Raw genomic sequence first — 14,617 nt, 5'->3', positions numbered from 1 at the left:
TTATTACAAATTAATTAAAAAACAACAGAGCGTTAGCTAAAAACTCACTAAGCTCCAATCTCGTATCTTCCAAATCGCTTACCCTATTTTTTGCTTGCCCCAAATCCAATTTTGGATTAGGTTAATAACAATGACTTAAAAAGGAGGGCGCTAATGACAGCCATTCGTTTGATTTTCATCTCACAAGCTGGAAATACCCGTTCATTTGTTAATAAACTTGTTGCCTATGCCAAGACACAACCCGAACAACTCACCTTTGAGGCTGTTGAAGTTACAGAATTGACCCCTGATAGATCCGAAAATGACCCTTACTTTGCCTTTGTCCCCACTTATTTAGATGGTGGCAATGGTATCGATAATGGGGTTAAAGAAATTTTAACCACCCCCTTACGAGATTATCTCACTTATGCTGACAATCAAGCACAGTTACTAGGTATTATTGGCTCAGGCAATAAGAACTTTAATGCTCAATATATCCTAACAGCACGCCGCTATGCCAGCAATCTTCATGTGCCCCTAATTGGGGACTATGAACTACGTGGCAATGAACGCGACGTCGCACGAATTTACCGCTTAATTAAGGACCGATTAGCCACTAGTAATAGTTAAGAAAAAGGAGATTAGGTTAGCTAACCTAATCTCCTTTTTCCTATGCTTAATTTATAAGTTAGATTGACCGCTTACCACCAACCATTTGCAGCTCGATAGGCTACAGCGCCCGCAATCGAACCATAACGATCAATAGCATAATTTACCATTCCTTGTGTTTGACTAGCAACAGAACCCGTACCCCAAGCTTGCATAGTTTGTCCTAATCCACGATAACCGGCAGGGCTCACCGCATTAGGGTTCCCACCAGATTCTGGTAATACAACATTTTGCCAAAGTGCATCGGTACCACCAGCAGCGATAAATTGCTCATAAACCGACCCAGTGCTCGTCTGAGTTGATTGAGCAACTGGTGCTGCTGGCTTGGCTGGCTGAGCTTCAGGTTGAGTTGGTTGAGCAACTGGTGCTGCTGGCTTAGCTGGTTGAGCTTCAGGTTGAGTTGGTTGAGCAACTGGTGCTGCTGGCTTAGCTGGTTGAGCTTCAGGTTGAGCAACTTCACCACGCAAAGTCAATTGTTCCCCAACAAAAATCATGCCTGCATTATTTAATTGATTCAACGCTACAAGCTTATCGACGGTTGTACCATACTGCCGGGCAATACTTGATAATGTATCCCCCGCCTTAATCGTATGTGTGCTTGCATTCACGTCTACTTGTTGAGATGATTGAGTAACTGGTGCTGCTGGCTTGGCTGACTGAACTTCAGGTTGAGCAACTGATCCTGCTTGTCCTTTTACCGTCAACTCTTCACCAGCATAAATCATACTAGGATTACTCAAGTGATTTAATGCTACTAGTTCTTGTACGCTAACGCCATATTCCCGTGCAATGCGCGATAAGGTCTCACCTGGTTGAATAGTATGCGTCGAACCTGTCTGTTTTTGGCTAACCTGTTTTGTCTGATTTTGAACATTCCCCGTCAAACTTAACTGTTGTCCTGCAAAAATCATATTTGGATTGCTTAACTGGTTTGCGGCCGCCAAAGCCTGTACTGAAACTGAGTGTTGGCGAGCAATACTCGACAGAGTATCCCCACGCTTAATCGTATACGTACTATCAGCCGAAGCAGCTGATGACATACCAAAGGTTGCCAAACCGGCAACTGTTAGGGCAGATACTATTTTCTTATTCATATAATCTCATTCTCCTTATTTTACCCATTTTTCACATCACCATTATCCTGGTCGACCTGATGCAATCAGGTAGTAACAACATGACAATCTATCTAGCGGTGACAATTACTAGTTTACCAAGTCAGTTCCTTTTTATATTGCAAAAAGAAGTCATATTATGTCATTTATGTATCAAATAAACCCGTAAGGTGTAAGACCTTTGTAATTTAGCCAGTAAAAAGGCTAGCCATCAGTCATAATCCATCTGAATTCATTAATCAATCAGGTCCATTTTCACTCAAAATTATAAGCCCCGGTACGATTAATGTACTTACTAACGAACAGTCCCTTTGAACTGACCTTCAATATTGCACATAAGTAACAAGCGTAAAGTTAAACTAAGCCAATAAGAATAACTTACTTACGCAACCAGCTGCAAAATCTCACGCGTCACTAACTCATCTAAATAGTAATGATAAAGTTCCAGCAAGGCGCTATTATCAGCTAAGTTAAAAATATTGACCTTAGCGGTTCCAACTGGATTAACCGTTTTAATTTTAATCCCCGTCAGGTCCTGATTAACTACAACTTTCAATTTAATTGCCTTGGCCAAGCCCTTCATTGGTTGTAAAGAGCGTTCCATCACGTAAGCCCCCGCATTGTTACGGACAAAACCCAAATCTAACAACGCATAGCGCTTAACCGCCACGTTTAAACGGTACTTTTGTGGGTCTCCTGGGACTGTCACCACTTCTTCAAATGCCATTCGTCTTCTCCTTCATTAAACTGTCTTCAAATATGCAATTAAGCCCTCAGCCGAACGTTTACCAGCTTCCCAAATAAACTCATCAAAGGTAGGACCGGCCTCTCCATTAGCATTGTCAGAAATTGCACGAATCACAACAAAGGGAACCTGATAAAAGCTAGCTGTTTGAGCAATGGCCGCTCCCTCCATTTCAGCTGATAAGGCCGTTGGAAAATGTGCCAACAGATGGTCTTTTTGTTCTGGTCCGGCAATAAATGAGTCAGACGTCACAATTAGCCCCCGATATAACTGACCAGCCATTGCCTCTTCAAAAACCTGGCCAATAGCTGCCGATAAGGCCTCATCTGGAATAAATTGAGCTGGCTGTTGTGGCACTTGTCCATATTCATAACCAAAAGCGCGAGCATCAGCATCTCCATAGACCAGTGCATCGGCCACCACTACATCTCCAATCCGCAAATCCTGGCCAAGAGCGCCTGCAGATCCACTATTGATAATTACATCCACCTCAAAGGTATTAATTAACACAGTCGTTGCAATCGTTGCCGCTACCTTTCCAATACCGGATTCAACTAAGACAACTTCGTGTTGCCCAATTTGTCCCACATAAAAGGTCTCTTGTCCTTCCTTACGAACTGTTGCTGCTGTCATAGCGGCAACCAGTTCCTTTTTTTCTTCAGCCATCGCATTTACGATTCCAAAACGCATGTTCGTTCTCCTTATAGATAGATTAACACTATATAACAGCCAATAATAAGCAGCCCTAAAATAATAATAGTGATGTTTAACCGATGCCTAAGCCGTGTCGTTTTACCCGCTGGGGTTAAACGATGCGTGGTTTGATTAATTTCATAACGACCTTTACGACTTAGGCGATAATCACCACGCGTCATCGACTTGGCAGCCTCTAGTCGTACCTGATTCTTTTCCTGCTTAGCCTGCCATTTTTGCCAATAGGTTTGAACTGTATGTCTTATTCTTTCCATTACCATCCCCACCTTCACCACGTTTTATTGCATGGTTTGCCAATAAAAATAAGCCATCAGTGTCTTAGCATCCTTCAGTTCCCCTGATTGGTAAAGCGCCCGCATTTCTTCAAAGGTGTAATAGCTCAAGGTAATCGCTTCATCATCATCTTGTGGTAACGCAGTCGCCACAGGGGTTAAATCGGTCGCCAAATACAGGTCCATATATTCATTTGAAAAACCAATCGATGTATAAAAACCCGCAATTTTTTCCAACTTACCAGCTTTCATGCGCGTTTCTTCATTTAGTTCTCGGACAACCGCATCTTCAGGTGATTGATCTCGTTGATCAATTTTACCCGCTGGAATTTCTAAAGTCATCGCCTGCACAGAAGCCCGCCACTGCTTTTCTAAAATCATCCGGTCATCCTGGGTGATGGCCAATATTGCCACTGCACCACTGTGTTTAACAATATCACGTTTAGCCCTGCGCCCATCGGGGAGTGCAACCGTCTGTTCAACAACTCGAATAATATGCCCATCATAGCGGACATCTTCTTGCACTACCCGTTCTTCATATGCTGCTTGATCATCCATGATATCCGTCCTCCTTTGGCTCAACCCCAGCAGCTTGCCAGCCACGTGCTCCCTGCACCATAACAAAGGTTACTGGCTGCCCTACTACCAAGTCTCCTACATGGGGGGTCACAATGCCAGAATAATGAACAAAAACGTCTTGCGCATCTGGTAGTTCAATAAAGCCAAATCCTTGATCCGCATTCCAAATCTTTACTGTACCCTCTAATTTTTCCATTTTGTTTGTCCCCTTTTTAACTTATTTTTATTTGAAATAACAAACGTACACAATGATGCAAAGCCAAACCAGTAACGACGCCAAATCTACTAGTCGCCACCAAATTAATAAAAAACGGCGCGGCTCAAAATTTTGTCCGACAAAGGTTTGTAATCTAATTATTACCAATCCCCAAATAACAAACATTAAAAGTAGCGGTAAAAGGATTGAATAGTGTGTTAATTGAAAGGTTATTGAAGCTAAACTCCACCAGATTACAAACACAGTTACATCAACTGGTCGCAATGATTGAGGCCACTTCACAGAGCTGACATATTTGCTTACTAGTATCAAACTTAGCCATGTTATTATTACCAGGCCAATTGTCAAAGGCCAATGAATCAAGGTTACCATCAGCTACCTGCCTTTCCAACATTTAGTCATCAACTTTAATTATACTTGATTCAACTTACTTATGGTGTAATTCTGCCCTTAATTTGTTATAATACTCCTAATATAAAAATCAATATTAACTTAGAAAGTGGTGCTCGCTCTTCATGAAACAAACCAATAAACAAAAAACAACTATGCAAAAAGTTATCCAAGGCTTTACAATTTTTATGCTCTTCATCTTAATTAGCAGCGCCTTGATTACAGTAATTTCTATCCTTTAAAAAAATAAAAAAGTGGTGCTTTGAATATCATTCAAAGCACCACTTTTTTGTCTAGTCTAAATTCGACCATACATGAGCTACCTGCAATTGATTAAAGAGCTGATCAATATCCTCGCCCCGGGCCAAAACATGACCAATCCGACCGTGAATACTCGTATTGTATACTGCAATTTGCCACTGGCTCTGCATATGCCAATGCCATAATAAAGCCTGTTTTTGACTTTCTAAAACCGGTAAGTATATACCTACTTGTTCCTTTCTAACTGTTTGCAAGGCTTGCCCAGTAATCGCACGAAAATGGTTTTCAACAACAGACAGGCTGGCCGTGGCCTCATACAAGATATCTGTATCTGGAATGCCAGCTGTCAGATCGCGCACATAAAGATTGCCTTGTTGACTATAAAAGAAATTCAAATGAAAGGCACCCTGGTATGCGATTAACTTGCCCATGCGCTCAGTTACTGCATACATTTCTTTTAAAAGATCATGGGGTAAATCCTGGGGTGTAAAAGCTGAACGAACATAATGATCAAGGCGTTTTGTTTCTTGAATGGGATAATAGACAAGTTCAGCGTCCCTTCCTTTAATCGCCGTTAATGAAAACTCACGTACATCATCTAGCCAGGATTCAATGATAATTGATCCCCCATCTATCAGTGGTGCCACCTTCCCTAAGTCCCAGATACCTCGTAGAATCACTGTATCATCATGATGCTGGTGTTTAAAAATTGGCTTAACCACTACTGGAAATCCTAATAGCTCGGTAGCCTTGGCTACATCATCAAGCGACACCCCAATTGCATAGGGCAAAATGTTGAGGGCATGCTCTTCACAAAAGGCCCTACTCAAAGCATGATCATCTGTATAACTAATTAAATCAGTTCCCTGGGGTAAATGACTGTCGTGTAACCGGTCAATCATCTCAGCTGGTAACCATGAAGACGTATATGTCACGATGTCAGCCAAACCAAGAAAATTATCAAAATCACGTGCACTCGTAAATTGATAGTCCGCATCTGCCAAAACAGGGGCCTTTGGCTCTTGACTAAAGGCAGCAACTAAAAAGCCTTGATTGTGCGCTACTTGTGCCAAATAGCGTCCAGTAACGCCATCCCCTAAAATGCCTACTGTTGCACCTGGTAAGACCTCATTTGTCATAAGTCACCTACTACTCACTTTCCTCTGTACTTTACCTAACGTCAAACCGGTCCAAATCATAACTTTCAATGACCCTAATCAGCTTATTTGCATAATCTGGATCCGTAGCATAGCCACCGGTCACCAATGCTCGCGCTGCCGCCTGATAATTTGCTGCCTGGATTACGGCTTCATAACGTCGTGGATTATCTTGCGTTCCAGATGCTAATAATTTCCCGTGATCCCAGATTGATTCTTGCCAACTGGTATACCAGCGAAATGGCGCCTGAACAGTTACCCACTGACCATCTTGAACCTCCTTAGTCGGTAAGGTTACCTTTCGCATGCCCGAACTTGCTTTGACACCAAAAAAATTATTATAATCCGTCGCTAATTTAGACTGACCCCAGTCGGACTCTAAAATAGCTTGTGCCAAGGTAATGGAAGCCGGCACCCCATATTGTCGCTGAGTGCCTTTTGCAACGGGCGCTAAACGGTTAATAAATGCTTGGTGTTGCCGTTGGGTAGGCGTCAATTGTGCTTGCTGCTCTTTACGTCCCTGATTAATTTGGTCAGCCTGCCAAGCAGCTAAACTAATCACTAAGAGCAAGGTCAACCAAATATTACGCCAAAAGATATGACCCCGCCGAATATAAAGTCGTTTAATAAAGCGACGACTATTTTTTGTAATTTTTTTTAACATGCCATGCACTCCTGGTGCTTATTATAACCTAAATCACCTGTCCTAATCTTAGTTTTACCTTTAATTCGGCTAAAAGTCTCCACGATCAAGGGCCAATAAATGAGCAAAGCGCGATGATGTCTGTAGTAATTCCGTTGGTGTACCAGCTAATGAGATACCCTGTTGATCAATAAAAATAACCTCATCTGCCAAATCGACACCGGTTAAATGGTGGGTTACCCAAATAATCGTCTTATCAGTTAAGCTCGTAAAAATGGTTTTTAAAACTGCTAATTCAGTAATTGGATCTAGTCCTACTGTTGGTTCATCTAAGATAACAATCGGGGTATCTTGAATCAAAATTCGGGCTAAAGCAAACCGCTGTCGTTCACCACCAGAAAATCGTTTACCTGCCTCGGTCATCGGAGTATCTAATCCATCAGGTAATTGCTGTACCAACTCCTTTAATTGGACCTTAGCCAAGGCTTCCCACAAAACGTCATCACTGGCTTGTAAGTTACCCAACCGTAAATTATTTGCTACCGTCGTGGCAAATAAATAAGGTTTTTGGTCTAATACTGAAATCAAACTTGCTCGATGCTGAGATAATGCAGTGACAGGTACACCAGCAATCGTAATCATCCCTTTTTGAGGCTGCTCATCACCTAACAATAACTTTAAGAGAGTCGTCTTACCAGCCCCTGATTGACCCAAAATAGCTAAATGTTCACCTACCTGCACTGTTAAATTAATATCAGTTAAGACGGGGGTATCCGCTTGGTAGTAAAAAGTCACCTGATTAAAATTAATAGGCCCATTTTGGGGGTGCTCAATTTGTGCGACCTCATCTTGTGCGTCTGTCTGACTGGTTTGTTCAAGCTGGTTTAAACGTTTAATTGAATCAGCATAGCGGGGCCATTCGCCAAAACCAGTACTAATACTGACAAAGGCATCACTTAAAGGGAAGACCACTAGACCAAAAGCAGCAATCCAATTTACTGACAAATAACCCTGACCAAATGTATGGGTTGCAAATACAACTAAAATAATAACCACCAGGCCCAAAACACTCTCTGCGACACAAGCACGCCACCATTCAAAATGACTATTTTTACCTTGTAACTGGCCGATATTATGAAAGTCCGTTTCCTGATCAGTCAATAATTGATCGGTACGTCCTGACAAAATCCAATCCTGCAAGCCCATGACAGCATCAGTTAAATCTGTATATAATTTTCGTTCTAACTGCTTTTGTTGATAATCTCTAGCCCCACGAACGGCTACTGTAATGAGCGGTAACATAATCGTATCCAAACCCAAAACAAGTAGAATCAATAAGGCCGTCAACGGATTAAAGATGCCAATCACTAATGTCACCACAATATAAATCAGCCAGCCAATAATGGTTGGAAACAAAAGTCGTAAATAAAAATTTTCAATTTTAAACAAGTCATTGGCCAAAACATTAAACACTTCACCAGTTTGTGCCTTGGCATAAATGCTTTTTGTTCCTTGTTCAACGATCAGGTACAGCCGTTGTCTAAAGCGCGAAACAATTTTTAAGACCCAATTATGAGAAACAAGACGTTCGACATAACGGAATGAAGGACGACCAATTCCAAATGCCCGGGTTAAAACAATGGGCGCATACACCATTAAAATGTTTTCAGGCCGTTGTGCTGAACGTGATATCAAGTATCCCGACGTAAACATCAAGGCACCCCCACAAAAAAAGGTCATGGTACCTAGAAACAGTACTAGCGTTAGTAGTCCCCGATATTGTTTTAAATAGGGGAAAACCCAATGGTCATGCTTAATTAACTGCCAATATTTATGCATGTTCTTCCTCCCCACGCATTGCTGCTCTAAGTTCATTGAAATAGCCGTCCTGTTGCAGTAGCTCAGACAAAGTCCCCTGCTCAACAATCATTCCATCTCGCATCACAATAATCCAATCCATTTGAGCTAACCAGTGTAGACGGTGGGTTGCAAATACCACCAAGCGCTGGTCAAAAATTGGTAACATCGTTTCCTTTAGTCGCATTTCAGTTTCAATATCTAAATGTGCTGTCGGTTCATCTAACAAGACAACCCGCCGCTTACGGTCTAACATAATCCTTGCTAACCCGATGCGCTGTGCTTGACCACCCGAAGTCTGCAGAGCACCTTCCCCAATCACTGTATCCAACCCAGCCGGCAGGGTCTTAAACCAGGCTGCTAAGCCCACCTGTTCTACTACAGCCATTATGTCATCATCATTGACCGTGGGTGCATAAAAGGCCAAATTGTGGCGTAAGGTATCATGGAAGAGGTATGGTTCTTGAGGTAAGACTTGTAGATCTTGCTGCCAGTCATGCTGCGCTAAATGTGGCACGGATTGCTGATTAATCTCAATCGCCCCCTGTCCGATGAGAAAGCCACCAAGCAGATTCAATAAAGTTGATTTACCTGAACCAGAAGTACCAACTAGTCCAACCCGTTGATACCCTTGCAGATCCAATGAAATATGCTGCAAAGCCGGTTTTTCAGCATCTGGGTAGGTAAAGGACACATTCTTTAGTCTTAAAGTGTCTGTCTGTGTCCATTCAGGACTTTTTTGCTGATAAACTAATTGGTCATCAGGTTCTGGTAAGGCTAAAATATCCATAATGTCCGCTAAAGAATTTTTCCCGTTTAAGGTTGCGTGATAGTCATTAGCAAAATTACGAATTGGTAAGAAGTAATCTGGTGCCAAAATCAAAATTGTCATCGCCGGTAGTAAAGGAAGCGTACCGTTCAATAAGTCCATTCCTAAAAATACCGCAATAACCGCTATTGACAACGTCGTAAAGAAATCCAAGGCAAAGGTTGATAAAATGGCGATCTTTAAAGTGCTTAAAGTTGCTTTACGATAATCTTCAGACACATCAAAAATGTTATGTGCATATTTTTTACCTAGACCTAATTGCTTTAATGTGGTTAAGCCCCGTAACGTATCGATAAAGTGGTTTGAGAGACGATTAAAGCGATCATACTCTCGGTCAGCTTTACTTTGAGCTGCATAACCCAGAATAACCATAAATAAGACAATGACCGGATAGATGAAAAATAAAAACAGGGCTGATTCCCAACGTAGATAAGCTAAGTAAGCTAGAATAACCCAGGGAATCACAGACATATCAAATAACTTTACTAGCACCAACGATAGATAATCATGAACCTGGTCGATTCCCTCTACTGCTAGCGACACCGCCTTACCAGTACCGAGCTTCGCAATTAAACTAGGCCCAACTTCCGTGTATTTTTTTACCAAATCCTGCTGTAACTCGCCAGTTGTCTGATCAGCAAATGGTGCCAAGGCATAGTTTTTAGCAACGGTTAGTACCTGACGTAACACAAAGGCTATCAGAAAGATTCCCATTGGTATCGGTACCAACGACAAGGAATGCCCCTTCCATAAGTCCGTTAACATGATACTTGAATAACGCCCTTGTACAACAATAATAAGCGCTTGTAACAAGGTCAACAGCAATAATCTTATCAGTGCTGGTTTAGCACCCTTAAATTTAAATATTCGTGCATCTAGCATTATTTTCCCCTTATCTACGCATAGTTAATTAAGATGTTTATGTACAAAAGGGACCCTCATTAACTGAGCGATCCCCTTTAATTCTAATATGTTACAATCTTACTTTCCATTAACTTTAATTCGTTGCCTAAATGTCCAAAAGCTCCAAGCCTGGTAAGCAATGACAATTGGCACTGTCGTTAAGGCAATTCCTGTCATCCACTTCAACGTATAAGGAGTTGATGTAGCATTTTTCAACAAAATTGAATTAGCAGGATCAGTTGCAACCATCACTCGTGGGAACAAACCAACGAATAAGAGTACAACAATCATAATGATAACCAAACCAAGGGCCAAAAAGGCAACCATTTGGTGGTTCTTCAAGCTAGCAAACCAACTCAATACCGTTAACAAGACTACTGCAGCAAGCAAGGCAACCGTAAGCACTGGCTTTTCTACAAAGAAATCAGTACTAAAGTACAATGCCACCGCAAAGGCTACTTCTCCAACCAATAGAACTGGATAAAGAACCTTCAATTGGTTAGCAGCCCGGGTTACTAACTCACCTGGCAACAACTTCAACCGCATATAATTTAATCCATGCATATATGAAAGCAAGGCCAATGCCACACCACCAATGATAGAAAATACATTAAGGTAGTCAAAGAAACCAGCTGTTGCTAGAATGTTACCTTCCTTATCCATTGGCATACCAGCTACCACGTCGGTAAACAAAACGCCAAAGAAGAAAGGAACAATGAATGAACACAGCGCTGAAATGGTGGTCCATAAATCACGATACTTAGATGTTTCCATTGAGCCACGGAATTCAAAGGATACACCACGATAGATTAACCCTAAAAGAATAATCAGCAAAATAATGTAAAATCCTGAGAACAATGAAGCATACCAATAGGGAATGGCCGCAAACATTGCTCCACCTGCAGTAATCAACCATACTTCATTTCCATCCCAATGGGGACCGATTGAATCAATCAAGGCATCTTGTTCAGCATCAGTTTTAGCCACCGTGCGCAAGGACATTCCAATTCCAAAGTCAAATCCTTCTAAGAAGAAAAATCCTGAAAAGAGCACTGCAATTAAGACAAACCATAATAATTGTAACATCGACATTAATCCGTACCTCCTTGTGCAAATGCTGCGGAAGAATAAGGATCAGTTGCCCCTTCATTATCAAGCTCTGACTTTGCAGGTTCTGGTCCTTGAATCATCACCCGCCGAGCAAGATAAATCATAATTCCACCTAGGGCAGAGAAGGTCAAGAAGTACAAAATATTTGAAACCAATAATGAAGTAAAGGTAACATTTGGTGAAACTGAGTCGGCAATCGTCAAGACCCCGTAGACAATCCATGGGTAACGACCTAATTCAGTCACAAACCAGCCGGCAGTAATCACAACAAATGGCAAGTAAGTAGCAATTCCATAAATCCAAAGTACCCAACGATGCTTCTCAAAGTCAAAACTTGACTTGGCTCTCGTTACCCACCATGCGGCCAATCCTAGTAGTCCAAAGACCATTGAAGAGGCAGCCATAATTCTAAACGAATAGAATAAGGTGTTTGCTGGTACCCAATAACTCATGTCTTTACCAAACTTTTTATCAAATTCAGCATGCAACTCTTTATTAATTGTTTGTGTACCCTTGTTAGACCCTGTCAAACTGTGGTGGGCCAAAATAGAGAGCAGATATGGTACATCTAATGACCATTCTGTCTCATGGGTCTTTGGATTGGTATATGCAACCAAGGCCCATGCCTCCTGCTCATTTTTACCACCAACATCTTGGGAAATCCCTTCCATCGCAGCAAACTTCATTGGCTGGTCATTTTGCAAATCATAGGCGTGCATGTCACCTGTCCACAAAACACCAACCGTTCCTACTAGTGCAACGACTGAAGCAATATGGATGGACTTTTTGAATAAGGTCACATCCTTAGTATGGCGTAAGAACGAGAAGGCCGATACACCCATTACCACGAAGGAACCGGCTAAGAAGGTTCCAAAAATAACATGAGGGAACTGCGTCCATAATTGATGATTAGTCAACAAGGCTGGAAAATCAACCAAGACCGCACGATCAAACTTATGATCAATCCTAAAGCCAACTGGATTTTGCATAAAAGAATTTGCCGCTAAAATCCAAAGTGCTGAAAACATTGAACCAAGTGACGTTAACCAGATAAAGGTCAAATGAAGCCCCTTACTGAAACGGTCCCAACCAAACATCCATAGGCCCAAGAACGTTGACTCCATAAAGAAAGCCACTAAAGCCTCAACTGCAAGTGCTGGTCCAAAAATATCACCAACATAACGTGAATAACGTGACCAATTCATTCCAAACTGGAATTCTTGAATAATACCTGTAACAACACCTACAGCAAAGCTCAGTAAGAAAATCTTTCCCCAAAACTTTGCCATACGTTTATATGTATCATCCTTTTTGATCACATACATTGTTTCCATGATGGACACAATTAGCCCTAAACCAATTGACAATGGGACAATGAAAAAATGAAACACTGTCGTCATCGCAAACTGGAAACGTGCCAAGTCCAACATGGAAAGCCCCGTAACCAAGTTCATAAACTTGCCTCCTAATGATTAAAAAAGTAATTTTTTTAGAGTTTCAGAGAAACTCCTATCCTTCTCACATTATACGCTTTAAGGTCTATTTTAGCTATACAAAAAGGGTAGTTTTTCAGTCATCATAAATCATCTTCAGAGTTAGCCAAAAAACCAATTTGTGATTTTTCACCACAAATTGATTTGAAACAAAAATAATATTTTTGTATGATGTTAACCTGGGATTTTGGTATAGTTTACCCCATTTTCAGCTAAATTTTTTGTTTCCATAATACATCTTGATAATTTTTTACAATATCATTGAGTCGTTGATCCTTAGAAAATTTGGCCGCTGCGTAAGCTAGTACTAAGGCCTCTTTTTTATCATCATCGGACTTCAATATTTCTGCGCATTGGAAACGTAATTGCTGGAGGGCTAACATTTCATGAAACACATTATCTGCTGGTAATAACGCCATGGCTTCCTTAATACGATGTAAACTCTTCTTAGCATTCCCTACCGAAACATATAGCTCTGCCTGGCGCCGATAAGTGTGTGCTATTACAACTTTCATTGTTTCCACCTGAGCATCAGACAAGGATCGAATTATCGCTTTGGCCCGTTCCAAACACTCTGTTGCATTGACTATCTCCTTTTGCAAAAGCCAGGTGGCACCCATTTCTGTAAAAATTTCAATTAACAATTGATGCTGATGATGGCCAACATCACCAAGAGCCAATTGCAAATGTTGCATGGCTTCAGCAAACCGTTCGAGACCAAGCGCGATTTTTCCTTTCAGTAAATGATATTCAGGTAATGCAAATTCAGGTAACTGGCGCTTAAAGCGCTTTGACTGTAAATAAGCATCTGCACGTAATAATTCATTACTGTTAATCAGCTCTCTAATAACATTCAGTGGCATATGTTCTTGGTCCTTTAATGTCACTACTGTAGATACATTAATCTGTAGACGTGCACAAATATTTTGCAATATCGTCATGGACGTGATGTGGTTCGATTTCTCCAGTCGTGATACTAAGGATTGGTGACAGATACCCTCTGCTAACTGCCCCTGCGATACGCCTAACTGTTCTCGTCGCTGTCGCAACAACTTTCCGTTTACAATCACCCTTGCAGTCCTCCACTATTTATTTACTGCGTTTAGTTTATGTGATTGCCCCTGAAACAACAAGCTCACCCCATTGACCGTTAACAGGCTTATTTATTTCATTATTATCGTATTATCATGCCTGATTTCATAAATTAGCTCATCTATTTTAATTTCCTAAATAACGAAGCCTAGTTAAGCTCAACTTTCACCACTTTTTTTTAACTGCTATCTTTCATAAAGATGATTATAAGGTCTCTCAGAAAAATAGCTTTGCGTTCATAAAAATGATCTAAAACTTAATTTTACATAATCTTCATGTTATAAGCGCATAATCCATATTAAGCAAAAAAAGTACTCACAAGTCTATCGTGTGAGTACTCTTAATTCATTACATTTACCTAAATAATCGTAAAACGGGGACAGAGGGATTCGAACCCTCGCGCCGGTTTCCCGACCTACACCCTTAGCAGGGGCGCCTCTTCAGCCTCTTGAGTATATCCCCATGTCAATAATATAGTGACAATGGGACTGAGAGGACTCGGACCTCCGACCTCACCCTTATCAGGGGTGCGCTCTAACCAGCTGAGCTACAGTCCCATAAAGCGGACGACGGGAATCGAACCCGCATTCCCAGC

The 14,617-nt window shown here is 41.3% G+C and carries 16 protein-coding genes and 2 tRNA genes; 1 reads left to right on the top strand and 17 read right to left on the bottom strand.

The features are described from left to right. Positions 1-153 precede the first annotated feature (153 nt). Positions 154-609 (top strand): class Ib ribonucleoside-diphosphate reductase assembly flavoprotein NrdI, encoded by a 456-nt coding sequence (gene nrdI / locus G414_RS0104755; RefSeq protein WP_022791710.1) that lies wholly within the window; start codon positions 154-156, stop codon positions 607-609. A gap of 71 nt (positions 610-680) precedes the next feature. On the opposite strand, the gene G414_RS07310 is transcribed toward nrdI, so the two are convergent. The 17 genes from G414_RS07310 to G414_RS0104675 form a co-directional block, all read right to left on the bottom strand. Next, positions 681-1,742 (bottom strand): aggregation-promoting factor C-terminal-like domain-containing protein, encoded by a 1,062-nt coding sequence (locus tag G414_RS07310; protein WP_022791709.1) that lies wholly within the window; start codon positions 1,740-1,742, stop codon positions 681-683. Between the two features lie 400 nt (positions 1,743-2,142). Next, positions 2,143-2,487 carry a cysteine desulfurase gene (locus G414_RS0104745; protein ID WP_022791708.1) on the bottom strand — a complete coding sequence of 115 codons (345 nt, stop codon included), beginning with the start codon at positions 2,485-2,487 and terminating at the stop codon, positions 2,143-2,145. A gap of 15 nt (positions 2,488-2,502) precedes the next feature. Next, positions 2,503-3,195: a 5'-methylthioadenosine/adenosylhomocysteine nucleosidase gene (locus tag G414_RS0104740; protein ID WP_022791707.1), complete on the bottom strand. Its 693-nt coding sequence runs from the start codon at positions 3,193-3,195 to the stop codon at positions 2,503-2,505. Between the two features lie 11 nt (positions 3,196-3,206). Beyond that, positions 3,207-3,473 carry a hypothetical protein gene (locus G414_RS0104735; RefSeq protein ID WP_022791706.1) on the bottom strand — a complete coding sequence of 89 codons (267 nt, stop codon included), beginning with the start codon at positions 3,471-3,473 and terminating at the stop codon, positions 3,207-3,209. Between the two features lie 24 nt (positions 3,474-3,497). Further along, entirely contained in the window at positions 3,498-4,049 is a 552-nt protein-coding gene (locus G414_RS0104730) for an NUDIX hydrolase (RefSeq protein WP_022791705.1), read from the bottom strand. After that, positions 4,042-4,266: a cold-shock protein gene (locus G414_RS0104725; protein WP_022791704.1), complete on the bottom strand. Its 225-nt coding sequence runs from the start codon at positions 4,264-4,266 to the stop codon at positions 4,042-4,044. Before G414_RS0104725 ends, G414_RS0104730 begins: the two co-directional genes overlap by 8 nt. A 27-nt stretch (positions 4,267-4,293) precedes the next feature. After that, positions 4,294-4,569: a DUF3397 family protein gene (locus G414_RS07760; protein WP_420031174.1), complete on the bottom strand. Its 276-nt coding sequence runs from the start codon at positions 4,567-4,569 to the stop codon at positions 4,294-4,296. Further along, complete coding sequence (locus tag G414_RS07700) at positions 4,538-4,681, bottom strand: hypothetical protein (protein WP_022791703.1); 144 nt, start codon at positions 4,679-4,681, stop codon at positions 4,538-4,540. Before G414_RS07700 ends, G414_RS07760 begins: the two co-directional genes overlap by 32 nt. 289 nt (positions 4,682-4,970) lie before the next feature. Further along, positions 4,971-6,077: an ATP-grasp domain-containing protein gene (locus tag G414_RS0104715; protein WP_022791702.1), complete on the bottom strand. Its 1,107-nt coding sequence runs from the start codon at positions 6,075-6,077 to the stop codon at positions 4,971-4,973. Positions 6,078-6,108: 31 nt separating this feature from the next. Beyond that, positions 6,109-6,759 carry a glycoside hydrolase family 73 protein gene (locus tag G414_RS0104710; RefSeq protein ID WP_022791701.1) on the bottom strand — a complete coding sequence of 217 codons (651 nt, stop codon included), beginning with the start codon at positions 6,757-6,759 and terminating at the stop codon, positions 6,109-6,111. A gap of 69 nt (positions 6,760-6,828) precedes the next feature. After that, positions 6,829-8,577 (bottom strand): thiol reductant ABC exporter subunit CydC, encoded by a 1,749-nt coding sequence (gene cydC, locus G414_RS0104705; RefSeq protein ID WP_022791700.1) that lies wholly within the window; start codon positions 8,575-8,577, stop codon positions 6,829-6,831. After that, a complete protein-coding gene (gene cydD, locus G414_RS0104700) occupies positions 8,570-10,306 on the bottom strand; it encodes a thiol reductant ABC exporter subunit CydD (RefSeq protein WP_022791699.1) in 1,737 nt (578 codons plus the stop codon). The genes cydC and cydD overlap by 8 nt, the downstream gene beginning before the upstream one ends. Before the next feature lie 99 nt (positions 10,307-10,405). Next, on the bottom strand, positions 10,406-11,419 hold the full coding sequence (gene cydB, locus G414_RS0104695) for a cytochrome d ubiquinol oxidase subunit II (RefSeq protein WP_022791698.1): 1,014 nt from the start codon (positions 11,417-11,419) through the stop codon (positions 10,406-10,408). After that, positions 11,419-12,891, bottom strand: a complete 1,473-nt coding sequence (locus tag G414_RS0104690; RefSeq protein ID WP_022791697.1) for a cytochrome ubiquinol oxidase subunit I — start codon at positions 12,889-12,891, stop codon at positions 11,419-11,421. The genes cydB and G414_RS0104690 overlap by 1 nt, the downstream gene beginning before the upstream one ends. Before the next feature lie 251 nt (positions 12,892-13,142). Further along, on the bottom strand, positions 13,143-14,000 hold the full coding sequence (locus G414_RS0104685; protein WP_022791696.1) for a helix-turn-helix domain-containing protein: 858 nt from the start codon (positions 13,998-14,000) through the stop codon (positions 13,143-13,145). Positions 14,001-14,396: 396 nt separating this feature from the next. Beyond that, positions 14,397-14,484, bottom strand: a tRNA-Ser gene (locus tag G414_RS0104680). Between the two features lie 21 nt (positions 14,485-14,505). Next, positions 14,506-14,579, bottom strand: a tRNA-Ile gene (locus G414_RS0104675). Positions 14,580-14,617: the final 38 nt, after the last annotated feature.

Origin of the sequence: Weissella halotolerans DSM 20190 (assembly GCF_000420365.1) — a bacterium.
Lineage (GTDB): Bacteria > Bacillota > Bacilli > Lactobacillales > Lactobacillaceae > Weissella > Weissella halotolerans.
The sequence above is the reverse complement of the archived record's forward strand: the minus strand, read 5'-3'. Positions and strand labels throughout refer to the sequence as shown.

Bases quoted from the DNA above. Each gene is read 5' to 3' on its own strand.
- G414_RS07700 (WP_022791703.1), bottom strand. From the start codon at position 4,681: ATGTTGGAAAGGCAGGTAGCTGATGGTAACCTTGATTCATTGGCCTTT.
- G414_RS0104725 (WP_022791704.1), bottom strand. From the start codon at position 4,266: ATGGAAAAATTAGAGGGTACAGTAAAGATTTGGAATGCGGATCAAGGA.
- cydD (WP_022791699.1), bottom strand. From the start codon at position 10,306: ATGCTAGATGCACGAATATTTAAATTTAAGGGTGCTAAACCAGCACTG.
- G414_RS0104740 (WP_022791707.1), bottom strand. From the start codon at position 3,195: ATGCGTTTTGGAATCGTAAATGCGATGGCTGAAGAAAAAAAGGAACTG.
- G414_RS0104745 (WP_022791708.1), bottom strand. From the start codon at position 2,487: ATGGCATTTGAAGAAGTGGTGACAGTCCCAGGAGACCCACAAAAGTAC.
- nrdI (WP_022791710.1), top strand. From the start codon at position 154: ATGACAGCCATTCGTTTGATTTTCATCTCACAAGCTGGAAATACCCGT.
- cydB (WP_022791698.1), bottom strand. From the start codon at position 11,419: ATGTCGATGTTACAATTATTATGGTTTGTCTTAATTGCAGTGCTCTTT.
- G414_RS0104710 (WP_022791701.1), bottom strand. From the start codon at position 6,759: ATGTTAAAAAAAATTACAAAAAATAGTCGTCGCTTTATTAAACGACTT.
- G414_RS07310 (WP_022791709.1), bottom strand. From the start codon at position 1,742: ATGAATAAGAAAATAGTATCTGCCCTAACAGTTGCCGGTTTGGCAACC.
- G414_RS0104735 (WP_022791706.1), bottom strand. From the start codon at position 3,473: ATGGAAAGAATAAGACATACAGTTCAAACCTATTGGCAAAAATGGCAG.
- G414_RS0104715 (WP_022791702.1), bottom strand. From the start codon at position 6,077: ATGACAAATGAGGTCTTACCAGGTGCAACAGTAGGCATTTTAGGGGAT.
- G414_RS0104690 (WP_022791697.1), bottom strand. From the start codon at position 12,891: ATGAACTTGGTTACGGGGCTTTCCATGTTGGACTTGGCACGTTTCCAG.
- cydC (WP_022791700.1), bottom strand. From the start codon at position 8,577: ATGCATAAATATTGGCAGTTAATTAAGCATGACCATTGGGTTTTCCCC.
- G414_RS0104730 (WP_022791705.1), bottom strand. From the start codon at position 4,049: ATGGATGATCAAGCAGCATATGAAGAACGGGTAGTGCAAGAAGATGTC.